The organism is Erwinia pyri (genome assembly GCF_030758455.1).
In the GTDB taxonomy this organism is placed as follows: domain Bacteria; phylum Pseudomonadota; class Gammaproteobacteria; order Enterobacterales; family Enterobacteriaceae; genus Erwinia; species Erwinia pyri.
In genome coordinates, this window is record NZ_CP132353.1 from 3,846,391 (window position 1) to 3,870,760 (window position 24,370).

At 56.1% G+C, this 24,370-nt stretch carries 20 protein-coding genes and 1 pseudogene; 7 read left to right on the plus strand and 14 right to left on the minus strand.

The features are described 5' to 3' along the window. The first annotated feature begins 10 nt into the window (after nt 1-10). Nucleotides 11-2,170, plus strand: a complete 2,160-nt coding sequence (locus Q3V30_RS18180) for a T6SS phospholipase effector Tle1-like catalytic domain-containing protein (RefSeq protein WP_306208162.1) — start codon at nt 11-13, stop codon at nt 2,168-2,170. Nucleotides 2,171-2,419: 249 nt separating this feature from the next. Here Q3V30_RS18180 and Q3V30_RS18185 read toward each other — a convergent pair whose 3' ends face one another. Beyond that, entirely contained in the window at nt 2,420-3,316 is an 897-nt protein-coding gene (locus Q3V30_RS18185) for a LysR family transcriptional regulator (RefSeq protein ID WP_306213245.1), read from the minus strand. A 97-nt stretch (nt 3,317-3,413) separates the two neighbouring features. Here Q3V30_RS18185 and Q3V30_RS18190 point away from each other — a divergent pair, with 97 nt between their 5' ends. From Q3V30_RS18190 to Q3V30_RS18205, 4 genes and pseudogenes are all read left to right on the plus strand, one after another. After that, a complete protein-coding gene (locus Q3V30_RS18190) occupies nt 3,414-4,415 on the plus strand; it encodes a zinc-binding alcohol dehydrogenase family protein (RefSeq protein ID WP_306208164.1) in 1,002 nt (333 codons plus the stop codon). A gap of 620 nt (nt 4,416-5,035) precedes the next feature. After that, nucleotides 5,036-5,335 (plus strand): annotated as a pseudogene (locus tag Q3V30_RS18195) (aldolase/citrate lyase family protein); the annotation flags it as partial. Between the two features lie 285 nt (nt 5,336-5,620). After that, on the plus strand, nt 5,621-6,775 hold the full coding sequence (locus tag Q3V30_RS18200) for a mandelate racemase/muconate lactonizing enzyme family protein (RefSeq protein ID WP_306208166.1): 1,155 nt from the start codon (nt 5,621-5,623) through the stop codon (nt 6,773-6,775). Further along, the gene (locus Q3V30_RS18205; RefSeq protein WP_306208168.1) at nt 6,768-8,048 is read left to right on the plus strand and encodes an MFS transporter; all 1,281 of its coding nucleotides are present in this window, start codon (nt 6,768-6,770) and stop codon (nt 8,046-8,048) included. The genes Q3V30_RS18200 and Q3V30_RS18205 overlap by 8 nt, the downstream gene beginning before the upstream one ends. Nucleotides 8,049-8,189: 141 nt before the next feature. On the opposite strand, the gene nadR is transcribed toward Q3V30_RS18205, so the two are convergent. The 3 genes from nadR to serB all read right to left on the minus strand — a co-directional run bounded on the left by nadR (nt 8,190) and on the right by serB (nt 11,918). Continuing rightward, complete coding sequence (gene nadR, locus Q3V30_RS18210; protein ID WP_306208170.1) at nt 8,190-9,437, minus strand: multifunctional transcriptional regulator/nicotinamide-nucleotide adenylyltransferase/ribosylnicotinamide kinase NadR; 1,248 nt, start codon at nt 9,435-9,437, stop codon at nt 8,190-8,192. Nucleotides 9,438-9,548: 111 nt separating this feature from the next. Next, a complete protein-coding gene (gene radA, locus Q3V30_RS18215; protein ID WP_306208172.1) occupies nt 9,549-10,931 on the minus strand; it encodes a DNA repair protein RadA in 1,383 nt (460 codons plus the stop codon). A gap of 9 nt (nt 10,932-10,940) precedes the next feature. Then, entirely contained in the window at nt 10,941-11,918 is a 978-nt protein-coding gene (gene serB / locus Q3V30_RS18220; protein WP_306208174.1) for a phosphoserine phosphatase, read from the minus strand. 110 nt (nt 11,919-12,028) lie between these two features. Here serB and Q3V30_RS18225 point away from each other — a divergent pair, with 110 nt between their 5' ends. Next, nucleotides 12,029-12,697 carry a YtjB family periplasmic protein gene (locus Q3V30_RS18225; RefSeq protein ID WP_306208175.1) on the plus strand — a complete coding sequence of 223 codons (669 nt, stop codon included), beginning with the start codon at nt 12,029-12,031 and terminating at the stop codon, nt 12,695-12,697. A 293-nt stretch (nt 12,698-12,990) separates the two neighbouring features. Here Q3V30_RS18225 and deoD read toward each other — a convergent pair whose 3' ends face one another. The 10 genes from deoD to Q3V30_RS18275 form a co-directional block, all read right to left on the minus strand. Then, nucleotides 12,991-13,713, minus strand: coding sequence for a purine-nucleoside phosphorylase (deoD, locus tag Q3V30_RS18230; RefSeq protein WP_306208178.1), 723 nt, complete (start codon nt 13,711-13,713; stop codon nt 12,991-12,993). Nucleotides 13,714-13,772: 59 nt separating this feature from the next. Then, a complete protein-coding gene (deoB, locus tag Q3V30_RS18235; protein WP_306208180.1) occupies nt 13,773-14,996 on the minus strand; it encodes a phosphopentomutase in 1,224 nt (407 codons plus the stop codon). Nucleotides 14,997-15,058: 62 nt separating this feature from the next. Continuing rightward, the gene (gene deoA, locus Q3V30_RS18240) at nt 15,059-16,381 is read right to left on the minus strand and encodes a thymidine phosphorylase (protein WP_306208182.1); all 1,323 of its coding nucleotides are present in this window, start codon (nt 16,379-16,381) and stop codon (nt 15,059-15,061) included. Between the two features lie 86 nt (nt 16,382-16,467). Beyond that, nucleotides 16,468-17,247, minus strand: a complete 780-nt coding sequence (gene deoC / locus Q3V30_RS18245; RefSeq protein ID WP_306208184.1) for a deoxyribose-phosphate aldolase — start codon at nt 17,245-17,247, stop codon at nt 16,468-16,470. A 368-nt stretch (nt 17,248-17,615) separates the two neighbouring features. Continuing rightward, nucleotides 17,616-18,392 (minus strand): TatD family hydrolase, encoded by a 777-nt coding sequence (locus Q3V30_RS18250; protein WP_306208186.1) that lies wholly within the window; start codon nt 18,390-18,392, stop codon nt 17,616-17,618. Then, nucleotides 18,389-19,441: a patatin-like phospholipase family protein gene (locus tag Q3V30_RS18255; protein ID WP_306208188.1), complete on the minus strand. Its 1,053-nt coding sequence runs from the start codon at nt 19,439-19,441 to the stop codon at nt 18,389-18,391. Before Q3V30_RS18255 ends, Q3V30_RS18250 begins: the two co-directional genes overlap by 4 nt. A gap of 151 nt (nt 19,442-19,592) precedes the next feature. After that, nucleotides 19,593-19,754 (minus strand): DUF1328 domain-containing protein, encoded by a 162-nt coding sequence (locus Q3V30_RS18260; RefSeq protein WP_013200641.1) that lies wholly within the window; start codon nt 19,752-19,754, stop codon nt 19,593-19,595. A 126-nt stretch (nt 19,755-19,880) separates the two neighbouring features. Beyond that, a complete protein-coding gene (gene osmY / locus Q3V30_RS18265) occupies nt 19,881-20,495 on the minus strand; it encodes a molecular chaperone OsmY (protein ID WP_306208194.1) in 615 nt (204 codons plus the stop codon). 305 nt (nt 20,496-20,800) lie between these two features. Then, nucleotides 20,801-22,390, minus strand: coding sequence for a peptide chain release factor 3 (prfC, locus tag Q3V30_RS18270; protein ID WP_306208196.1), 1,590 nt, complete (start codon nt 22,388-22,390; stop codon nt 20,801-20,803). A 261-nt stretch (nt 22,391-22,651) separates the two neighbouring features. Beyond that, on the minus strand, nt 22,652-23,299 hold the full coding sequence (locus tag Q3V30_RS18275; protein ID WP_306208198.1) for a DNA-3-methyladenine glycosylase I: 648 nt from the start codon (nt 23,297-23,299) through the stop codon (nt 22,652-22,654). 202 nt (nt 23,300-23,501) lie between these two features. On the opposite strand from Q3V30_RS18275, the gene yghU reads away from it, so the two are divergent. Further along, the gene (gene yghU, locus Q3V30_RS18280; protein ID WP_306208200.1) at nt 23,502-24,368 is read left to right on the plus strand and encodes a glutathione-dependent disulfide-bond oxidoreductase; all 867 of its coding nucleotides are present in this window, start codon (nt 23,502-23,504) and stop codon (nt 24,366-24,368) included. Nucleotides 24,369-24,370: the final 2 nt, after the last annotated feature.

Consider the following 24,370-nt stretch of genomic DNA (forward strand, 5'->3'; position numbering starts at 1 on the left):
CGAAGCCGTGATGCAAAATTACAGGCGCCTGAAGCAGGAGGAGCGCGACTACCATACCCGGAAGTGCGTTGAGGCCGGGTCACGCGGCGTCTACACCTGCAGCAAATGTCTCCATATCAGCCTGTTTTTTGACGGCACCGGCAACAACGAAGCGAACGACACCAAAACGGCCAGGCCGCCGCACCCGACCAATATCGCCAGGCTTTACCACGCCACCACGCAGGACAGGGAACGCGGTTATTATAATTACTACATGCCTGGCGTCGGCACTCCCTTTCCCAAAATTGGTGAACCGGACTATGACAGCATGGGGCTGGCGCATGCGCTCGGGGGAGAAAACCGCATCAACTGGGCGCTACTGCGTCTGGTCGATGCACTAATTCACACCTTGACCGGCGGCAAGCTCGATGATGACGTGGCAAAAAAAGAAATCATCGGCATGGCCGCTCACTGGCCGGTGACCGGCGAGGTGCCGCGCCGCCTCGTCATTAACCGGCTGCTGTCGCCACTGGCCAGGAAGGTTCAGTACCACAAGCCCACGCTGCTTGGCATTAAACTGTTTATTTACGGATTTTCACGCGGCGCGGCCGAGGCCCGGACCTTCGTCAACTGGCTTACCCAGCTTTCTCCCCCGCAAGAGAACGGGCAGTACCCACCTGTCATCACCCTGCTGGGGCTGCCGGTAACCGTCGAGTTTCTGGGCATCATTGATACCGTGCCGTCCGTCGGCTTGCCCAATCTGGTACCGGGCTTTAACGGCCATCAGGGCTGGTCTGACAATACCCAGCACCTGCCGGACGAGGCCGCCTTTCCCGGCTTTGTTAAACGCTGCGTACATATGGTCTCGGCCCACGAGCAGCGTCAGTGCTTTCCGCTCGACTCTGTGCGCCGCGCAGACGGCCGCTACCCGACATACGCCACCGAGGTCATTTATCCCGGCGTTCACTCCGATCTCGGCGGCGGCTATCCGCCCGGCGAGCAGGGCAAAGCCTGCAACGACGTCGGACTGCTGCTCTCACAGATCCCGTTGCATGACATGTACGCTGCAGGCTTTGAGGCCGGGGCTCCGCTCGCCATTCTGCCGGAGCACATTCCTGAGCAACTAACCCAATTGCTCAATTTCCGGGCATTCCCTTCAGGATTTGAGGAAGAATTTAAGCTCACTCACGAGCTGATCGTACGCTTTAACGCATGGCGCACCACGCTGGGCATAACCCCGGAACCCTCATCGACGCAGGTAGGCGACTATCAACCCATCAGGCTGGTTCAGGGACTTGAACACCTCGTGCGTGAGCAGATGGGCTGGCTGACCGCATGGCGCATTGGCCGCTACGGTAAAAATACCTACCTTACGCAGCCCTTTTATCTGCACCAGACCCGTGAAGACGAAGACCCGAAGGTGCTGAAGGCCAATCAGGATGCCCGGCTTGCCGAGCAGAAAATACGCCGCCGCGCCCGGATGCAAAAAGGCGGGGAGGAGGTGCAGGGACTGCCCGACTACGCCCCCAGGACCGAGCAACGCCAGTCCCGCGAAGCCGCTGCTGAGTTTCAGGCTGACTATTTCGGCTGGGATCGGGATCAGCATTCATGGCAACAGGTAGTGCTCGACACAATTCCCGGTCACGCTGTTTATCTGATGCGCAGCCGCGATCGTAAAACCGAATATGAAGCCATGAAGCGTGACGGAGAACGCCTCTTTCCCCGGCTCTACCGGGATAAAATGGGCTGGGTAACCTTTGATGCGACCAGCAAACTTATCATGGCGCTGTTCGACGATCATGTGCATGACTCCCGCGCATGGTTTATGCGCGAAAGCGGCTTACAACAGCGAGAAATGTGGGCCAGTTACTTCCTCTACCGGCTGATTTATTTCGGCCTGACGACCAGCCGCGAACTGTCGCTGGTCTCCGTCAATCGCCAGTTGGTCGGTACCGGTATCGTGCAGGGGGCCGTCACGGTAAAACAGCAGGAGATGACCGCCAACGGAGAGGAAATGCTGGAACGCAGGTTCATTGCCATGAATGGCGATCCGGTAGTCGCCGAACCCGGTGCGCTGGCACTGTGGTCGCCATCAATTTATGCACCCACGATCGCCGAATCACAAAAAGAGATCATCCAGGAGAAAATGTTCGAGCACGGTAAACGGTCGATCCTGGCGCATTGGGTCTAACCCTCGTCACCTTGAAGGCGGGCTGGCGCGCCCGCCTTTACCCCAGTGCGGGCCTTTGTTAGCCGCTCTGACGCGCCCTCACCCGTTCAAGACTGATACTATTTTTGATGGTGCGCACCACGTCAAAATCTGACGTCCTAAGCGCCCTAATCACATCCTGACGCGTTTTTAATCTTACCTGCCAATAGTGAACACGCGGCTAAGTGGGTAAACTCTCAATCAGAGATGACTTATGATAAAAACAGCAAATCATTGATAAAACTCCCGAAAAATGGGTGACTGCAACGCGAAGTCGATAAACCGCGCCAGCGCGGGCGAATTCAGCTTACGACTTGGGTAGACCAGCCACAATTCGTTGCCTTCGACCTGCCACTCTGGCAGCACCTGCACCAATCCCCCATCCGGCACGATATCCTCGGTAAGGAATCTCGGCAGCAGGGTGATTCCTGCATCGCCCAACGCGCACTCGCGCGCATAGACCAGGTTGTCGGTCATATGGATGGGCGGCAGCAGCCAGCGGTAATACTCCTCTTCCCGCTTCAGTAACCACTCGCTCCAGGCGCGATGAGCAATACAGCGATGCGTTGAAAGCTGTTGCGGATGGGTTAACGCTTCATGTTTATCCAGATAACCTTTTGAGGCCACCAGCAGCCTTTCGCAGTAGCCGATGCGCCGCCCAATCAGCGATGAGTCCTGCGGCTGTCCGGTACGCAGCGCCACATCGTAGCCCTCCTGCACCAGATCCCGGACCTCATCCGAGACGGAAACTTCAAGCGTGACGTCCGGATATTCCTGCTGAAAAGCAGCATTAAAGCGCGCCAGTAGCGTGGCGCCAATCCCCGCTGGCGAGGTAATGCGCAGGCGTCCGCTGGGGTTATCCCGCAGGCGTTGTATAGCCATGTTGGCACGTTCGCTGGCCTGCATCATCTCCTGACAGTGCACCAGGTAGCGTTCGCCGGCAAAGGTCAGATTGAGCTGACGCGTGGTACGGTTGATCAGCCGAATACCCAGCGCCTGCTCAAGCTGGCTGATGCGCTGGCTGACGCTGGATTTCGGTAATCCGGCACGCTTTGCCGCCCCGGTGAAACTGCCGCATTCGGCCACCAACGCAAACAGGGCCATATCCTGCAGCTGTTTAAACATAATTGTTCACCTGAAACGAACACTTCGTTAGTTATTGTACGGCTTATCATGAGTCCGCTTAGCTTCTACACTGAATATCACACCTTAAAGGAGATGCGCCATGAGTATTAAAGCGATTGCTATCAATCCAGAAAAACCGCAGCAGTTTATTGAAATTCAGCCGGAAAAACCGACGCCGGGCGAATACGATATGTTGGTTGAAGTAAAAGCCGCTTCGGTCAATCCAGTGGATACCAAAGTCCATAAAGGCGCGCAAAAGAGTGGTTTGCAGCAGCCCCGGATTCTCGGTTGGGATGCCAGCGGCGTGGTGCTGGAAGTGGGTAGCAAAGTCAGTGGCTTCAAGGCTGGCGACGAAGTCTATTACGCGGGTGATCTTACCCGTCCGGGCAGCAATACCACGCATCAGCTGATCGATGCCCGCATCACCGGCCACAAACCTGCCTCACTGAACTGGGCGGAAGCGGCAGCCATCCCGCTGACGGCGCTGACGGCCTGGGAAGGTCTGTTTGACCGCCTGCAGCTTGATAAGGTGGAAGAAGGCAAAACGTTACTGATCGTTGGCGGCGCAGGCGGCGTAGGCTCGCTGGCTATTCCGTTTGCCAAACTGCACAGCAAAGTGAAGGTGATTGCCACCGCTTCCCGTCCAGACTCCGTACAGTGGTGTAAGGATCGCGGCGCGGACCTGGTGATCGATTATAAAGATATGGTCGGCGAGCTGGAGAAGCACGGTCTGAAGCAGGTCGATTACATTTTCTGCCTGAATGACACCGATGGTCACTGGGAGGCGATGGCAAAATTGATTGCGCCGCAGGGGCATATCTGCACCATCGTAGAGAATGAGAAGCCGCTGGAAATGAATCAGCTGAAGCTGAAAAGCGCCGCGCTGCATTTCGAGCTTATGTATACCCGCAGCATGTTTAACACGCCGGATATCGCCCGTCAGGGTGAGATTCTGGATGCCACGGCGAAGCTGCTGGATGCAGGGAAAATCACGACCACGCTGAACAAAACGCTGCAGGGGCTGAGCGTGGAAACCCTGACAGAAGCCCATAAATTGGTGCTGGAAGGCCATATGCGCGGGAAAGTGGTGATGGTTTACTGATCTGTGCGTCGCCAGGATGGCGTTGATATTGTCAGAAGCTTTTGCCTGCTGCGAAGAGCCCAGAGCTTCTGATTATTCAAGCATCCTTTGGCATATCTCCCGGGAAAAAACCTTACGTAGCTTGCAGCATCTGCTTATGGCGTAAAGGGATCCGGGCTGCCAGGCAGAGCGCCAGATGCAGTAATAAATGCCCTCGAAGGAACGGATTCGGTTTGGCCAGCGTTTTACTCAATCTCCAAAGACTGGATAAAACGTCTGGCCGTCAACCTCACAGTGGCGTTCACTCCCTGAAGCCAGCGATAGTCACTCTACTTCGTCACAACCTCAATATACCAGGGCAGGCTAACTGTACAAACATACATAAATATTCGTTGTGTTCGCTTCACATCGGCATACCATTAAGCAAAGATGCTGCTTCGCTTCTTACTCATTAAATCATCCTCTCTAATGCGATCCTGTGCCTACTTAAGCTGACAATGGCCTCGCTGAAGGTTTCCCGTCCAACCCATTGCACTAAATTTCCAAAAATCTGTGCAGTACCTTCCAGTTTTTATTCTTACTTGTCCACTCTGCTGGAATCGCTCCACAGCCGGATCGGCGCGCTGCTGGAAATGCACAATTTTCTTAGCCCGGCCGATCTCTCGGCGTCGCTGGGCTATCCCGATAATGCTGGCCACCCCGACGTGCAGGCGATTATTGAGCAGGCTATCCGCAAGATCTGCGCAGCGGGTAAGGCCGCCGGTTTCCTGGCTGTGGATCCCGCCATGGCAAAAAGATGTCTTGAATGGGGAGCCACTTTTGTTGCCGTTGCCGTAGGCGTAGGCGTAGGCGTAGATACCATGCTTTACAGTGAGGCGCTGGATCGTCGCCTCCCGCTGTTCAAATCCATGGCGCCGGATAAGGCAAAATTAACCTACTGATTTTTCCTGAATATGCTTTCTGCTATTGCAGAAAGGCAGCCGCGGCCAGCCATAAAGGCCGCGCCGCTGCCGCTTCGTAAGGCGTTTTTGTGACCCGTCCCGCAGCCCCTTATCCAGATGCCAAAATTTCCCTCATCCCGCTCCGGTATCCTTGTGCGACTGAACGATGCTCCCCGCCGCTCCACTTTTTATACTGATTTGGCATTACTCTTGTCTCGCCAGTCAGCACGCACCCTTAACCATAACTTCAAACGGCTGACTGCCCTACTTTATGAGGTTTATGGAATGAAAATCAGTCATGTTGAGGTAATCCGCCTCGCCGTTCCCTTTGCCAGCGATCGCCGCTCTATCACGGTGGATGAAACGGCATGGAACGCCGCCTCCCCCGCGCTAAAAAAGATGGAAACGCTGCTGGTGCGCATCGAAACCGATACCGGCCTGCAGGGCTGGGGAGAAGGCTTTGGTCATCTCTGTAACCCTGTGACCGCTCAGGCGTTGCAGAGCCTGGTTGTTCCTTTTTTTCTGAATAAAAACGTGCCGGAAAGTCGTGAAGCACTGGTCGCATTGATGGCGGAAGCGGAACAGGCGCTGCACGCTTTTGGCCGCGGCGGGCCGGTGCGTTACGCCCTGTCGGCGGTGGATATCGCGCTGTGGGATCTGCTGGGTCAGCATCTCGCCAAACCCTTGTGGCAGCTGCTTGGAGCTGAACGTCAACAAATTGGCCTCTATGCCAGCCTGGTGAGCTACAACAACCAGCCGGAAGAGGTGGCATGGCAGGTCAGGCGTGCCTGGCAGGCGGGCTTTCATATGCTCAAACTACACGAAACCGAGTATACCGCCATCGCCGCTGCACGAGCCGCGCTGCCGGAGGAGGCTACGCTGATGGTCGACGTCAACTGCCCATGGACGGTTGACGAAGCAGGCAACCGCGCCCGGCAGCTGGCGGAGCTTAAGCTGGGCTGGCTGGAAGAGCCGGTCTGGCCGCCAGATGACATTGCTGGCCTGGCGGAAGTACGCCGCGCGGGAACGCCGATTGCGGCCGGAGAAAACGCTTCGGGCGAATGGGATTTCGAACAGTTTTTTGCCTGCCAGGCGGTAGATATCGTGCAGCCCAGCGTGGCAAAGGTAGGCGGCATTACTGCTTCGCTGCGCGTTTTTGAACGCGCCAGGCTACACGGGGTAAAAGTGGTACCGCACTGTTTTTACTACGGCGCGGGCCTGCTGGCGACGGCACACCTCGTGGCCACGTTACCTGCCGACATCAGGCTGGAAGTTCCATGGATCCGCTTCACGCCGCTGCTTTATCCGCAGCTTGATTTTGCGCCCACGCTCCGCCTGCCGGACACACCGGGCCTGGGATTCGTTCCCGACGCACAGGTGCTGAAGGCTCATACCCACAGCCATATCAAAATCACTCCGGAGGGCGTTACCCATGTTTAAAAACTATCGCAGCGTTGTAGCGCTGCTCCTGTTCTTCGCCGGGATGCTGAACTATCTCGATCGCGCCGCGCTGTCGGTGATGGCGCCGCTGGTCAAAACAGATCTGCAGATTAACGATGCGCAGATGGGCATTCTGTTCAGCTGCTTTTTTATTGGCTACTGCCTGTTTTGCTTCCTGGGCGGCTGGGCAGCCGACCGCTTTGGGCCGCGCAAGGTGTTTGGCTGGGCGGCCGCCATCTGGTCGCTGTTCTGCGGCGCAACGGCACTCGCCGGTAACTTTGTCCACTTGCTGATTGTCAGGGTGCTGTTTGGCATCGGCGAAGGCCCGATGGGCACCACCACCAATAAGTCGATCTCCAACTGGTTCCCCCGCAAGGAAGTTGGTCGCGCCGTTGGCTTTACCAACGCCGGCCAGCCTCTTGGCGCCGCTGTCGCTGCGCCAATTGTCGGTCTGGTCGGGCTGCAGTTCGGCTGGCGCGTCTCCTTCGTGGTGATCGCCGCGCTCGGCTTTGTCTGGCTGGCGTTCTGGCTGTGGCTGTTTCGCGACAGGCCGGAGCAGCATCCCCGCGTCAGCGAGCAGGAACGTATCGTGATTACCGCTCAGCGCCCGGCCACGCGTGCCGTCGAAGCGGGGGCGGCTCAGCCAACCCGCCTCTGGCACTACGTGCTCTCCCTGCCGGTGCTGGGCGTAGCCGCCGCCTTTTTCTGCTTTAACTACATTCAGTTCTTCTTTCTCTCCTGGCTGCCAAGCTATCTGACCGATTTCCAGCATCTGGATATTAAAAGCATGAGCCTGATCGGCATCCTGCCATGGCTGGGCGCGACGATTGGTTTTATCGGCGGCGGAGTGATTTCGGACGCGCTTTATCGGCGCACCGGCAATTTTCTGCTTTCCCGCAAGCTGGTGATTTTTTGCGGCCTGGCGGTCGCGGCGGTGTGCGTGATGCTGACGGCTTGGGCCAGCAGCGTTACGCTGGCGGTATCGCTGATTACGCTGGCCAGCGTGTTCGCCTATATGACGCCACAGGCCTGCTGGTCGCTGCTGCAGGATATCGTGCCGGCCGAACGCATCGGTACGGCGGGCGGATTTGTGCATCTGCTGGCAAACCTGGCGGGCATTCTTTCGCCCGGCATCACCGGCTTTCTGATTCAGTATGGCGGCGGCTATTCTTCCGCCTTCCTGCTGGCAAGCGTGCTGGCGCTGACCGGGATGCTGCTGCTGGCGCTGTTTGTTCGCCAGCGGAACGTTAACGAACTGCGGGCGCTGGCATAAAGGCTGGAAAAGCTGGCGACGTTGCTGTCGCTGCTGATGGGCCGGAGAGCTCTGACAGCATAAAAATACCTGCCGGAAAAACAAACGGCCCGCATTGATGATGCGGGCCGTTTTATTATCGGGCGTCAGGCTATCGGACCGCTATGCGTCAGGATGCCCCTGCTTCGCGCCCAGCATCTCCTGAACCAGCTCAACGCAGCGCAGGAAGCGTTCATCGTAGCTATCCTGCTCAACGTGCACATAGCTGATGTTATTCTCTTCCAGCATCGACACCAGCAGCGTCTGAAACTCTTTGCGATCCACCGAACTGCCCAGGCTGCGCAGGCCGTCAGCTACCCACGGCACGTTGTTCTCCACCAGAATCACCAAATCAAAGCGATACTCATCAATCAGCGCCTGCACAAACGGGTGCTCACGCCCCTCATATTTCTTGCAGAATGCCTGCGTGGTGACGAAATCGGTATCGATAAAAGCGACTTTGTTGGCGTACTTCACCGCAAAATCGATGTACTGTGCCTGACCCAGCGCGATCTTGTCGTAGTCGGAATACTGCAACGCCATCTCATCGCCGCCAAGATGCGAGAAAACATAATCGCGGCCAAACTCCCAGGCGCTGGTCGTATTAAAGATATTGGCTAACTTGTTGACCAGAGTGGATTTACCGCTCGACTCACCGCCCAGAATTGCCACCGTACGCACAAAGAACGGCTTGACCTCGGTGGGAATATATTCCCAGTAGCGGAACGGATCCTGACGAATTTGCGCGCCGCTGATGCTCATAAACGATCGTTTGGGATCGATAACCACCGCCTCGATCCCCAGATGCTGCTGATACTGCGGTGCATCAAGCTCTTCACTGGTGTAAACCCGGTTCGGCACGATACCGTGATTTTCCATAAAATCGTTGATGCCCCGGCTCCAGACGTCCCAGCCATGCGGATAGGGCTCCATGCCCTCTTCGTTAAACGAATGGATACGGATGTTCTTCTGGTATTTAAATGTCTGCAGCAGCCAGCGCAAGCGGTCGCTGATGGTGGGCTGCTGCGACATGGCGCTGGCTTCAAACAGCTGGCGATCGCGCGGCTCATCATAGCCCATCACGATATGCAGCTCGTCAACCTGGCTACAGGCGCGCTGGATCAGATAGATATGACCGGTATGCAGCGGATAGAATTTCCCGAATACCACGCCGATGGTCTTTTCACGGCGGGGAAACTCCAGCCCCAGAAAACGGTGCAGGGCTTCCAGCTTCTGTGCGCTGGGACTTTTGATTTTGGCGTTAAGGAGCTGGCTGAGATAGCCTTTGGTCATGCCGCTGGCATCCGCAACCTGCTGCAGCGTACACCCCTGCTGGCGGATAGCGCTCTTCAGATAATCGAACGTCGACATCAAATGCCTCCTGCATAACGGGCGGAACCGCGTCCGCCACTATGATGAAAATGCGCTTAAATAACCCGCTGTCTGGCCGGGCCAGACGCCGGTCAAAACAGGCCACAGCCCTTAAAGATCTTCCAGGATTGCCAGCGCATCGGCCAGTTTCTTCACGCCGTAGACCTTCATGTTCTCCGGCGGTTTTTTCGGCACGTTAGCAGCCGGTACGATGGCGCGACGGAAGCCGTGCTTCGCCGCTTCAGAAATTCGCTCCTGCCCGCTCGGCACCGGGCGGATCTCGCCCGCCAGACCCACTTCGCCAAATACCACCAGATCCTGAGGTAAAGGGCGATCGCGCAGGCTGGAGACCATCGACAGCATCAGTGCCAGGTCAGCACTGGTCTCCGTTACCTTGACACCGCCGACGACGTTCACAAACACATCCTGATCGGCCATCTGCAGGCCGCCGTGACGGTGCAGCACCGCCAGCAGGATCGCCAGACGGTTCTGCTCCAGCCCCACCGCTACGCGACGCGGATTGCCCATCATCGAATGATCTACCAGCGCCTGGATCTCCACTAGCAGCGGACGCGTTCCCTCCCACAGCACCATCACCGAGCTGCCCGAAGTGACCTCCTCGCCGCGGCTGAGGAAGATAGCAGAAGGATTGCTCACTTCCCGCAGCCCCTGCTCCGTCATCGCGAAGACACCCAGCTCATTCACGGCACCAAAGCGGTTTTTATGGCTGCGCAGCGTGCGGAAGCGGGAATCGGCATCGCCATCCAGCAACACGGAGCAGTCGATACAGTGCTCAAGCACTTTCGGCCCGGCCAGCGAGCCATCTTTGGTTACGTGGCCGACCATTACGATCGCCACGCCACGGGTTTTCGCAAAGCGGGTCAGGTAAGCAGCGGTTTCGCGCACCTGCGCCACGCTGCCTGGCGATGACTGGATATCGGCCATGTGCATCACCTGAATGGAGTCGATCACCATCAGCTTCGGCTCCTCCTGCTCGGCGATCTGACAGATCTGCTCGATGCTGGTTTCCGACAGCATATTGAGATTTGCCGTCGGCAGGCCCAGACGGTGCGCGCGCATCGCCACCTGCTGAAGCGACTCCTCTCCGGTGACATAGAGCGTTTTCATGCCCTCGGCAAGTTTGCACAGGGTTTGCAGCAGCAGGGTACTTTTCCCGGCACCGGGACTTCCCCCGATCAGGATGGCACTGCCCGGCACGACGCCGCCGCCCAGCACGCGGTCAAACTCTTTGAAGCCGGTAGAAAAGCGCGGAAGCGCTTCGAGGCTGATTTCAGAAAGTTTCTGCACGCGGCTGGGGCCTGCGCTGCCCGCATAGCCAGAGAGGCGCTCGTTACGCGCCACGGCAGGAGAAGCCGCTAAACGCACTTCCGTAATGGTGTTCCAGGCGTGACAGGCGCTGCATTGCCCCTGCCAGCGTGGATAATCGGCGCCGCATTCATTACAAACAAAGGCGCGTTTTACCGCTTTGGCCAAATTGGTTCCTTAACGTTCTTCGTGGATCAGGCTGCCGCTGAGAATGCAGAACACGCCCATTAAATCCGCATGGCGGATGATCACTTCGGTCTGTTGATTCACTTTCGGCTTGGCGTGATAGGCAATGCCCAGACTGGAAGCCTTAATCATCAGTAAATCGTTGGCGCCATCGCCAATGGCGACGGTTTGATCGGCTGCAATTTCAAAGCGTTTTGCCAGCTTATGCAGCGTGTCCGCTTTATATTGTGCATCGACGATGTCGCCCAGCACTTCGCCCGTCAGCTTACCGTCGCGAATTTCCAGCACGTTGGCGGCAATCGCAGAGAGGTGCAGCTTATCCCGCAGGTACTCGGCAAAGAAGGTAAAGCCACCGGAAGCGATCGCCACATGCCAGCCCAGCGCCTGCAGCTTGTGCACCAGTTCAGTCAGACCAGGCATCAGCGGCAGCGCATCACGCACTGTAGTAAGAATAGTGGCATCCGCGTCTTTTAGCGTGGCGACACGCTGCCGCAGGCTGGCGGCGAAATCCAGCTCTCCGCGCATTGCCCGCTCCGTCACCTCGGCTACCTGCTCACCGCAGCCAGCGAGTTTGGCTATTTCATCAATGCACTCAACTTCAATCGCCGTAGAGTCCATATCCATTACCAGCAGGCCTGGCGTTTTCAGATGCGGGATTTTGCCCAGCGGCGCCACATCTAACCCAGCCTCGTGTGCCAGTTGCATAGCCCGCGGCGTGAGAGAGCCAGCCAGGCGCACCACGTGATACTCTTCAACGCGCCAGGCGCTGACAATCACCATCGCCGCACCTAACTGATGCTGAAGCTGCGTCAGGCTCTCTTTTGTCAGTTCGCGTCCATACAGAAGCCAGCCGGTGCGGCCAGCGCGGTAGTCCAGCGGCATCACTTCATCGCCACTGAGAGAAAGAGGTAAACCCGGCCAGAGAGAGACATCGGATGGCAGGTCGCACCAGGTGAGACTATTTGGCATTACAGCTCCTGTAGGGACATATTAACCACGCAAGAGGCTACCTTGTCAGCCCCGCTTCTGGCAACATAAAGCTAAGAGCCAGGGGAGTTAGTTAAGCGTGAAGGATAAAGATGGCAAAGGCCAAACTTAAATTTCGTCTGCATCGTACGGCAATCGTGCTGATCTGCCTCACCTTACTGGTGGTGCTGATGCAGGGTGCCTCCTGGTTCAGCCTCAGCCATCAGATGGCGCGTTCTGAGCAGGTGGATGAGCTGGCGCGAACCCTCACACGCCAGGTGGCTTTCAGCCTGACGCCGCTGATGGAAAACAGCGACGACAATCATCAGCAGATCGCCAATATCATCAGTCAGCTGACCCGCGACAGCCGTATTCTGGATGCCTCGGTTTATGACGATGACGGCACGCTTTTAGCCCACAGCGGCGAAACCATTAACGTGCGCGACCGCCTGGCGCTGGATGGACAGCGTGCGGGCAGCTACTTTAACCATCAGCTGGTGCAGTCGCTGGACAGCGCAGAGGGCCCTCGCGGTTTTCTGCGCGTGACGCTGGATACGCACGTGCTGGTCACGGAATCCAAGCAGGTGGATAACACCACCAATATCCTGCGGCTGATGATGCTGCTGGCGCTGGCTATCGGCATTATTCTGAGCCGGACCCTGCTGCGCGACCGCCGCACCCGCTGGCAGCAGTCGCCTTTCCTGCTGACGGCTAATAATCCGGTAAAAGAAGATGATGATGAGACAAGCGAAGAGGCCGCTCCGCAAGCCGACAAACCGTAATCGGGCCATGCGGTGGAGCGGGCGCATCTTCCCGCATATAGCCCGCGCTGTTTGGCGCAAAGCTCATCGGCAACATATCACAGGCCGGCGTCAGCGTGAGCCCTGACGCCGTCAGGAAAAGCGTAGTAAGCCCGGCCATAATGAATAGATTCCTGAATAGATAATTAGCACTTAATTACCTGAAAATAAAGAAAAGATAAGCAGGAATACGCAGGAATATGAATAGATATTTATAGAGAACGGCAAGTGTATGAGGTCAGTTCTGGCCGGATTGCCCGGCCAGTTTTTACCCCTTAATCAGCCTTGTCGCCCAGCAGTACGGACTCCAGCGCGATCTCAATCATCTCGCTGAAAGTGGTCTGACGTTCAGCGGCGGTAGTCTGCTCACCGCTGCGGATATGGTCAGAAACGGTACAGATAGCCAGCGCTTTCGCACCAAACTCTGCAGCCACGCCGTAGATGCCAGCCGCTTCCATTTCCACGCCCAGAATGCCGTATTTCTCCATGACATCAAACATCTGCGGATCTGGCGTGTAGAACAGATCGGCAGAGAAGATGTTGCCTACACGGGCGCTTACGCCCAGCGCTTTAGCGGCATCCACCGCGTTACGCACCATCTCAAAATCAGCAATGGCGGCGAAGTCATGATCCTTGAAACGCATGCGGTTTACTTTAGAGTCGGTAGACGCGCCCATGCCAATCACCACATCACGCAGTTTGACATCAGCACGCACCGCGCCGCAGGAGCCTACGCGAATGATTTTTTTCACGCCAAAATCGGTGATCAGCTCTTTCGCGTAGATGGAGCAGGAAGGAATACCCATGCCGTGGCCCATGACGGAGATTTTGCGGCCTTTATAGGTGCCGGTATAGCCCAGCATGCCACGCACGTTGTTCACTTCTACGGCGTCCTGCAGGAAGGTTTCCGCGATGTGTTTAGCACGCAGCGGATCGCCCGGCATCAGAACCACGTCAGCGAAGTCACCCATTTCTGCATTAATATGAGGCGTAGCCATCATTCATCCTTTTTAAGTCTTGCCAGCGTCGGTGCGCTGGCCGGTTACGTTTTCGCTGATTACAGCATGCTTTTGCCATATTCCATATCGGAAAGGCCAAAATAGTTAGCGATGGTCTGGCCGATATCGGCGAAGGTTTCGCGATAGCCCAGCGAACCTGGCTTCACGCCTGGCCCATAAATCAGCACCGGAATGTGCTCGCGTGTATGTTCCGTCCCTTCCCACGTTGGGTCACAGCCGTGGTCAGCGGTTAAGATCAGGATATCGCCCTCTTTCACTAAGGCCATCAGCTCCGGCAAACGGCGGTCGAACAGCTCCAGGCCGCCTGCATAGCCCGGCACGTCACGACGGTGGCCCCAGGTGGAGTCGAAATCCACAAAGTTAGTGAACACGATGCTGTTGTCCGGCGCGATTTTCATCTCTTCGATGGTGGCGTCAAACAGCGCATCCAGCCCGGTCGCCTTCACTTTTTTGGTGATGCCGACGTGCGCATAGATATCCGCGATTTTCCCCACTGAAATGACCTGGCCGTTCTGTTCATCAACCAGCTTTTTCAGGATGGTTGGCGAAGGTGGCTCAACGGCGAGATCGTGACGATTCCCGGTACGTTCGAAGTTTCCGGCTTTATCACCCACAAACGGGCGGGCGATCACGCGGCCAATGTTATAACCGCCTTCGGTCAGGGCCTCACGGGCGATTTCGCACAGCTTATAGAGGCGTTCCAGCCCAAATGTCTCTTCATGGCAGGCAATCTGGAACACCGAGTCGGCAGAGGTATAGAAAATCGGCTTGCCGGTTTTCATATGCTCTTCACCTAGCTGGTCAAGGATCACCGTACCCGATGAGTGGCAGTTGCCCAGATAGCCCGGCAAATCCGCTTTCTCTACCAGCAGATCTAACAGCTCCTGCGGGAAGCTGTTCTCTTTGTCGCTGAAGTATCCCCAGTCAAACAGCACAGGAACACCGGCAATTTCCCAGTGGCCCGACGGCGTGTCTTTGCCGGAAGAGAGTTCGCTGGCGTAAGCGTAAGCCCCGATAATCTCCGCGTTCTCATCCAGGCCTGCGGGGAACTTACCCGTCGACTCTTGTGCCGCTTTGCCTAAGCCTAATGCGGTCAGATTCGGCACATGCAGCGGTCCTTTACGGCCTTTGTCCGCTTCACCTTTGAAGCACGCTTCGGCAATGTGTCCGAGGGTATCTGAACCCTGGTCGCCAAATTTGTGGGCGTCTTTGCTGGAGCCGATCCCGAAGGAATCAAGCACCATGATAAATGCACGTTTCATTCTGATCTCCTGCGTCTGTGACGCGATAAGCTTAAATTTTATCGATCGGAACAGTATGACGCTTATCCGGTAATTCTGCGATAGATAACGGGCGTCTCCTGCGGAGCCGTTTCACTGAGTGTGATGGCGCGCGTTACCGCCAGCGCCGCTTCCTGCCAGTCTGCTTCTGTTGCAGCATGGATCACCGCCAACGGACGCTGGCTGTCGGCCATGTCGCCCAGCTGCGCCATCTCGCTTAAGCCAACGCTGTAGTCAATCTGATCGCTGGCCTGACGGCGACCGCCGCCCATCGAGACCACTGCCATCCCCAGTGCCCGCGTATCCATAGCGCTGATAATACCCGGCTTTTCGGCATAGAGCGCTTTGCTGAGCATCGGCGCAGGCAGGTAGCTCTCCATTTTTTCGATAAAGTCAGCCGGGCCTTTCTGCGCAGCCACCATCTTCGCGAAACATTCTGCGGCTTTGCCGTTATCCAGCACCGCCTGCAGTTTGCGGGTAGCTTCCGCCGTGTCCGCTGCCAGCCCGCCGGAAACCAGCATCTCTGCACTCAGGGCCAGCGTGACCTCCAGCAGGCGTGGGTTGCGGTATTTCCCGGTCAGGAAGTTAACCGCTTCACGCACTTCCAGCGCGTTACCGGCTGTGGAAGCCAGCACCTGATTCATATCGGTCAGCAGGGCTGTGGTTTTGCAGCCCGCGCCGTTTGCCACGCCAACGATGGAGTGAGCCAGCAGCTCAGACTGCTCAAAAGTTGGCATAAAGGCGCCGGAGCCTACTTTGACATCCATCACCAACGCATCCAGCCCTTCCGCCAGCTTTTTCGCCAGGATAGAAGCGGTGATCAGCGGGATAGAGTCGACCGTTGCGGTGATATCACGGGTAGCGTAAAAACGCTTGTCGGCAGGGGCCAGGGAGTTAGTCTGGCCAATAATCGCTACGCCCACCTCTTTGATGATCCGTCGGAACGTTTCATCATCAGGAAAAATATCAAAGCCGGGGATCGCTTCCAGCTTATCCAGCGTGCCGCCAGTATGGCCCAGCCCGCGGCCTGAAATCATCGGCACGTAGCCGCCGCAAGCCGCCACCATCGGTCCCAGCATCAGCGAGGTGACATCGCCCACGCCACCGGTGGAGTGTTTGTCCACCACCGGACCATTCAGATTAAGCGCCTGCCAGTTGAGCACCGACCCGGAATCGCGCATGGCCATGGTCAGCGCTACCCGCTCCTGCAGGGACATATCGTGGAAGTAGATGGTCATCGCCAGCGCAGCGATTTGCCCTTCGGAAACGGTATTATCACGCACACCTTTGATGAAGAAACGGATCTCTTCTTCACTCAGCGCCAGGCCGTCTCTCTTTTTTCGAATGATTTCTTGTGGCAGGAACACGTTGCCCCCTGGGGTTTATCTTTGATGAGGACGGCAGATCTGCCGTCCTGATACCGGTTGCGAGGGCGAAAAAGTTCGCCCTACGCTCAGTAAGCTGAATCGCTTTTTGCGCCGCTATGTCCGGCGGCTGTCAGCAGGCTGGCTAACAGGCTGGAGGCACCAAAACGGAAATGACGCGCATCCGCCCAGTCGCTACCCAGAATCTCATCGGCCAGCTTCAGGTAAATAGCGGCATCTTCAGCCGTGCGTACGCCACCGGCAGGCTTAAAGCCAACCTGATGCTTTACGCCCATCTCAGCAATGACGTTGAGCATAATCTCAGCAACTTCCGGTGTGGCGTTGACCGGCACCTTACCCGTTGAAGTTTTGATGAAATCGGCACCCGCTTTGATGGCGATTTCGGACGCTTTGCGGATCAGTTCAGGATCTTTCAGCTCGCCGGTTTCAATAATGACTTTCAGCAGAACGTCTGAATCTTCGCACGCCTCTTTGCAGGCGCTGACGATGTCATAACCAATATCTCCATTACCCGCCATCAGGGCGCGATAAGGGAACACCACATCCACCTCATCAGCGCCATAGGCGATGGCGGCATGGGTTTCTGCCAGCGCAATTTCCAGATCGTCGTTACCGTGCGGGAAGTTAGTCACGGTGGCGATGCGGATATCTGGCGTGCCCTGCTCACGCAGCGTTTTGCGCGCAATCGGGATAAAGCGTGGATAGATGCAAATAGCTGCGGTATTACCCGCCGGGGATTTGGCCTGATGGCACAGCGCGATCACTTTCTCGTCGGTGTCATCATCATTCAGGGTGGTTAAATCCATGAGTTTGAGCGCGCGTACGGCAGCTGCGGTGACGTCGGTCATAGTGTTCTCCAGGCATTGTTCAGGCGGCTTGCCCGTTTCGCGACAGCGAAAGCCGGGGTCCTTGCCGCCAGCGCCCGTTTACCGGGCTGGAATGTTAAAATAATAACGGAAAAGGCAGCACCTCTTCCGTGATGAAATTCACGATCTAAAGAAATAGCACTGCAAGCGAAACCCTTTTGATGTGATTAATATCACATAAAATTGGTTACTGTTGCTGCTCCGGCTCTCTGGTAAGGCTGAAAAACAGGCTGAAACAGGGTTTTGCCAGCAAATGTTATAATAATAACATTTATGGCGCAGTGTAGCAGCGGCAAATGACACCTCGCGCAGCGAAGTTGTCAGCCAGTCAGATTTAAGAGTTTAGCTACTCAGAGCTGAAAAAGGGTGCGGGTGTTCTCACGCAGGGTTTCGGCAATCTCCTGCGGAGATTCTTCCCGCAGTTCACACAGGCTTTGCCAGACGTTTTTCACGCGCTCAGGCCGGTTCGCCTGGCCCTGAAAACCCTGCAGCGGCATATCGGGCGAATCCGTTTCCAGCAGTAAAGAAGAGAGAGGAAGTCGGGAGATCGTGTTGCGGGTTTTACTGGCGCGTTCATAGGTGATAGTACCGCCCACGCCGATGGCGTAGCCCGCGCGGATAAACGCCAGCGCCTGCTGTTCGCTTCCGGCAAAACCATGCACCACGCCACGACGCGGCAGCGCCAGGCGCTTAAGATGCTGTGCTAATTTGTCATGAGTACGGCGGGAATGAAGGATCACCGGCAGGTCATAGCGTTTTGCCAGCCGTAGCTGGGCATCCAGCAGCTGCTCCTGCTTGTCGAACTGAGGATCTTCAATAAAGAGATCCAGGCCAATTTCGCCGATCGCCACCAGCTTTTCCGGCTTCAGCTTCAACCAGTTTTCAAGCTGCTCCAGGTGCGAGTCACGATGCTGAGCGATCGCCATCGGATGCGTGCCCAGCGCGGCATAGAGAGGCTGCCAGCGTTCCGCCAGCGCCATCACGCCAGCATACCGGTCTGCTGAGACGCCCACCACAATGATTTTCTCCACGCCAGCGGCGGAAGCGAGCCTCAGGCTCTCCTCCTCATGCCCGCAAAAGGGGGCGAAATCAAAATGACAGTGCGTATCAACAAATCCTGCAGTCATGCCAGCGAGCCCTCATTGTAATCAGCATCGTTTCCCGCCAGCGGATCCAGAATCACGCCATCACGTACCGGCTCGTTTGCCACTGGTGCAGGCGGGATAACTGGCTGCTGACTGGTCAGCGTATCGTTCTCATTCAGCCATTGACCCAGTGTAGCCAGGAAATAACGCCCGCAGCGACGGCCCAGATGATAATCCTGGTTCAGCGACGCCACGCGGCTGCCCAGTGCCATGCTGGCCAGCACATGCGGCGGAAAGATCTCAATGATATTCAGCTTGCCCGGCGGGTTATCGATGAACGCTTGCGTGGCCCGGTAGCTCTCTTCATGCAGATGCATGATATTCACCAGCGGCTGCAGCGCGCTATCCGTAAGCCAGCGCTCGATTCGCTTCAGCCACTGCGGCGTATAGGTCATCTGTGAGGGTACGGTACGAATAACCACGATGGTTTCCGCACCCCGGCGCGCCGCTTCACGCACCGGAATCGCATCGCTGATGCCGCCATCCAGATAGCTGATCCCTTCCAGATCCACGCCGGGACGGTAAAGCCCGGGGATGGCGCTGGAGGCCTTGATGATATTCAGCCAGTTCGCCGCCGTCGGAGCAAAATAGCCTGGCGAATAGTCATCGCTGCGGCAGGCGCACATATAAAATTCCCGGCCGGAAGAGAACATCTTCTCTCCCGCTTCCATCGCCAGCGGAAACTCCTGGGCAGTAATGTTCACCAGCCAGTCAAGATCGATCAAGTGCCCGCCCCGCACAAAACGCAGCGGATCAAAAAAGAGTTTACTGGTGGTATAACGCGTAATCACCCGGCGGGCATAACCCGGCTGACCGCAGATATAGGCCGATAAGTTTTGTGCGCCCGCAGAGGTGCCCAACATCAGGTCGAAGGGATTGAAGTTAGCCCGCTGAAATTCATCCAGCACGCCAGCGGTGAAAATACCGCGCTGCCCGCCGCCTTCGCAAACCAGGGCGAGTTTACCCGGACGAAAAGGTGTTAACGCCAGCGGCTCAATGTTGCCGAGAGTAACAGGGATGCGTCTGCCCACAGGCGGTATCCTGATGAAGGGGGAATGCGGTGAGGATACAGGGGAAAGAGACGGGCCGTTTGGCGTAATTTGCGGTTGATCAATTTTTGTCTTAAAACGCCGGAGGCCAGTCAGTGACTGGCCTCCGTTGATGCTGTTTTTATTCTCGGGTCTATAACTTCTTGCGGCCGGTGAACAGGCTGATCAGGAAGATAATGATACCGACAACAAAGACGATTTTAGCTGCCCATGCGGCTGTACCAGCAAGACCACCAAAACCTAACGCTGCTGCAATGAGCGCGATAATCAGAAAAATAATGCCCCAACGAAACATAAGCTTCTCCTTACCCTATTGTAGAAATCTTGCTGCCTGATTTATTAAATCCGCCTTGTCCGGCGTGACTCGATTATTGTCTTCAACACTATCGATTCAGGCCACCTGGGGTGGCCCGTCTCAATTTTATGACTTCACAGTCAGATCGTTCTTAACGCTTTTCACGCCATCAATGGCTTTGGCAATCCCTTCGGCACGTTCAGATTGTGCCTGACTTTTCACCGTACCGGAAAGCTGAACCACACCATTGGTGGTTTCCACTTTCACATTACGTGACGGGACGATGTCGTCTGCTAACAGTTTAGCTTTAATTTCGCTGGTCGTTGCCGCATCTCCGGCATAACCGCTGACGCTCGATTTTGTGCTGTCTTTCGCGTGCAGTTTATCGCTGACAGACTTAACGCCTTCAACTTTTTTCGCCGCCGCTACAGCCTTTTCGGCCTGATCCTGCGAAGGAACAAAACCACTCAGTGTCACAACGCCAGAATGGGTTTCTACGGAAATATCTGTGCTTTTGATTGCGTCGTCATCTACCAGAGCGGCTTTCACCTTGGCAGTCACGCCGCTGTCATCCATGTACCCGCCGACTTTTTTCATAGAGCTATCGATTTTTGAACCCGCGCTGTCGGTAGTGGACTGCACTTTAGGAGTCGTGGTGTCTTCTGCCATTGCAGCACCACTTACCAGAGCAGAACCAACCAGTACAGCCATCAGAGTTTTATTCATCTTAGTCATATTCATCGATCATTCCTTCTTCATGTGATTGCACTCACAACTGTGAGCTTTCAGCCACAAACGGCGTGACTGTAGTAGGTAAGACGTTGCAGCAACCGCGCCGCATATTTTGCGTCCGTCAGAATTCAATATAGACGCTAATCAGGATTTCACCGCTGCTTGTGGTTGATATGATGGATAAATGCGCAATAAGCAGGTTTTTTAAGAGCAGTCTGTATAATCAGGACCAGATGGAACCAGAGCAGCCGGGCCAAAAAAAAAGCGATGCACAGAGCATCGCTTTCACAGTATAGACCAGCAATCCCCTGCTGTTAGTGTTCGCGCGTTTTGCGGAACACCACTTCAGGATAACGCTCCTGGGTGATATTAAGGTTAACCATGGTCGGTGCGATGTAAGTGAGGTTGTCCCCGCCATCCAGCGCCAGGTTAACTTCGTTTTTACGCTGGAACTCATCAAATTTCTTCACGTCGCTGCACTCTACCCAGCGCGCGGTAGAGACGTTGACGGACTCATAGATCGCTTCCACGTTGTATTCACTCTTCAGGCGCGCCACAACCACATCAAACTGCAGCACGCCCACGGCGCCTACAATCAGGTCATTATTGTGTACCGGACGGAATACCTGCACTGCGCCCTCTTCCGACAGCTGAACCAGCCCTTTCAGCAGCTGCTTCTGCTTGAGCGGATCGCGCAGGCGGATACGACGGAACAGCTCCGGCGCGAAGTTCGGAATACCGGTGAACTTCATGTTTTCACCCTGGGTGAAGGTATCGCCGATCTGGATCGTGCCGTGGTTATGCAGGCCGATGATATCGCCAGGATAGGCTTCTTCAACGTGCGAACGGTCGCCCGCCATAAAGGTCAGCGCATCGGCAATCACCACATCTTTGCCCAGACGAACCTGGCGCAGCTTCATGCCTTTTTCATATTTGCCGGAAACCACGCGCATAAACGCCACGCGATCGCGGTGTTTCGGATCCATGTTTGCCTGGATCTTGAACACGAAACCGGTGAACTTATCATCCGCCGCGGTGACGGTACGCAGATCAGTCTGGCGCGGCATCGGTGAAGGCGCCCAGTCGACCAGGCCATCCAGCATATGATCCACACCGAAGTTACCCAGTGCGGTGCCGAAAAACACCGGCGTCAGCTTGCCCGCCAGGAACGCTTCTTTATCGAACTCATGGGACGCGCCCTGCACCAGCTCCAGCTCTTCACGCAGCTGGCCGGCAAGCTCTTCACCGATCGCTTTATCGAGATCCGGGTTATCCAGACCTTTTACAATGCGCACTTCCTGGATGGTGTGCCCTTTACCGGTCTGATAAAGGTAGGTTTCGTTTTTGTAGAGATGATAGACGCCCTTGAACAGCTTGCCGCAGCCAATAGGCCAGGTAATGGGCGCGCAGGCAATTTTCAGCTCGCTCTCCACTTCATCCATCACCTCCATCGGGTCACGAATATCGCGGTCCAGCTTGTTCATAAAGGTGATGATTGGCGTATCGCGCAGACGGGTCACTTCCATCAGCTTGCGGGTACGATCCTCAACGCCTTTCGCAGCATCAATCACCATCAGGCAGCAGTCCACCGCCGTCAGGGTACGATAGGTATCTTCAGAGAAGTCTTCGTGCCCCGGCGTATCCAGCAGGTTTACCAGACTTTCGCGGTAGGGAAACTGCATCACCGAGGTGGTGATGGAGATCCCACGCTGCTTCTCCATTTCCATCCAGTCCGATTTGGCGTGCTGGTTAGAGCCACGCCCTTTTACTGTACCGGCAGTCTGAATCGCCTGCCCGAACAGCAGCACTTTTTCGGTGATGGTGGTTTTACCGGCATCCGGGTGAGAAATAATGGCAAAAGTGCGGCGACGGGCCACCTCTTGCATAAAGGGTGCATTTGACATGAAAAAACTCAGTTAGGTGCTGTGCCGCCGCTGCGCAGACGGCGCGGGGCGTATCACAGACAATTAATCATTAATGGCCGGCATTTTCGCCGATCCGGCGGTTATAAACAATGCAGAAGGCCGCGTAATCCCCATAAATGCGTGCAGCGCCGGAAGCACAGGGCACCGGCTGCGGTTTTTTCACCCATTTTGCGGCGGGGAGTCAGGATCTACACTGGCGCGGCCTCTTAATGACTGGACGGAGACTTTAGCATAAGGGATTCAGCCAGGGCGATTAAGCGTTTCCCTGGCCTGCTCAAATTTTTCCCGACACTGGCAGCCTGTAATATGGTCGTTGATCAAGCCTAACGCCTGCATCAGGGAATAGGTGGTGACCGGCCCGACCCACGTCCAGCCCCGCTTTTTCAACGCTTTCGACATGCGGATCGATTCGGGCGAGGTTTTAGCGCTCTGCCACCAGGCCAGGTCCACGACCGGCGGCCGATCTTTCGCTTCCGGCTCAAACTGCCAGAACCAGGCTGCCAGCGAACCCGCCTCCTTAATCAGTTCCTGAGCGCGCTTTGCGTTATTGATGGTGGAGAGGATTTTCGCACGATTGCGCACAATGCTTTTATCTTCCATCAGCCTCGCCACATCCTCTTCGGTAAACTGCGCCACCGCATGGAAATCAAAATCTTTAAAGGCGCGGCGAAAGTTCTCCCGTTTGTTATAGATCAGCTGCCACGACATGCCGGAGTGAAAACCTTCCAGACAAACCTTTTCGAACAGGCGGCGGTCATCCACCACCGGCTGGCCCCACTCGTTATCGTGATAATCGGGCATAGAGGGCTGCCAGTAGCAGCAGACGCGGCCATCTTCAGTCAGGGTCAGACCCGCTTCTTTCAGGTCTGCCAGATAGTGTTCATCCATTCTGTGTTCCTGTTAATGCTGCTAAGAGTGCTCTGTAAAGATAAACGGCGGTCACAGCCCGATGCTATACCTGACATCCGGTGTAACAACCGCATTTGGTTTTTTGCTGAGACAGCAGCTATTTTTAGACCATCAACGGCGAGACGTCTGTGGGCTTTGCTCCAGGATGCGCCATTTTTTATCAGAAAGAGGACTTTCGGTTATGAGCAACACGGATTATCAGCCAGCAAAAGTGTGGTCAGAAAACAAAGAAGCGGGCGGAACCTGGGGAAGCATCAACCGACCCACCGCCGGTGCGCGTCATGAAGCAACCCTGCCTGTAGGCAAACACCCGCTGCAGCTCTATTCCATGGGAACGCCAAACGGCCAGAAGGTGACCATCCTGCTGGAAGAGCTGCTGGCGCTGAACGTCAACGATGCTGAATATGACGCGCATCTGATCCGCATCGGCGAGGGCGATCAGTTCTCCTCAGGCTTTGTGGACGTGAACCCTAACTCCAAAATCCCTGCGCTGCTGGACCGCTCAACCACGCCGCCAACCCGCGTGTTTGAGTCCGGCGCCATCCTGCTTTATCTGGCAGAAAAATATGGCCATTTCCTGCCGAAAGATCCGGCTGGCCGCACTGAAACGCTGAACTGGCTGTTCTGGCTGCAGGGTTCTGCCCCTTACCTTGGCGGCGGCTTTGGTCACTTCTATAACTATGCGCCGGTAAAAATCGAGTATGCGATTGACCGCTTCACCATGGAAGCCAAGCGTCAGCTCGACGTGCTGGACCGCCAGCTGGCAGAACATCGTTATATCGCCGGTGAAGATTACACCATTGCCGATATCGCTATCTGGCCATGGTACGGCGCGCTGGTGAAGGGAATGGTCTATAACGCCGCAGAATTCCTGGATGCGGGTTCCTACAAAAATCTGCTGCGCTGGGCGGATGAAGTGGCGCAACGCCCTGCCGTTCAGCGTGGCCGCATCGTTAATCGCACCTTCGGCGAGCCTTCCGAACAGCTGCACGAGCGCCACGATGCGTCAGATTTTGATCTGCGCACTGAGGATAAGCTGGCTAAGTAACG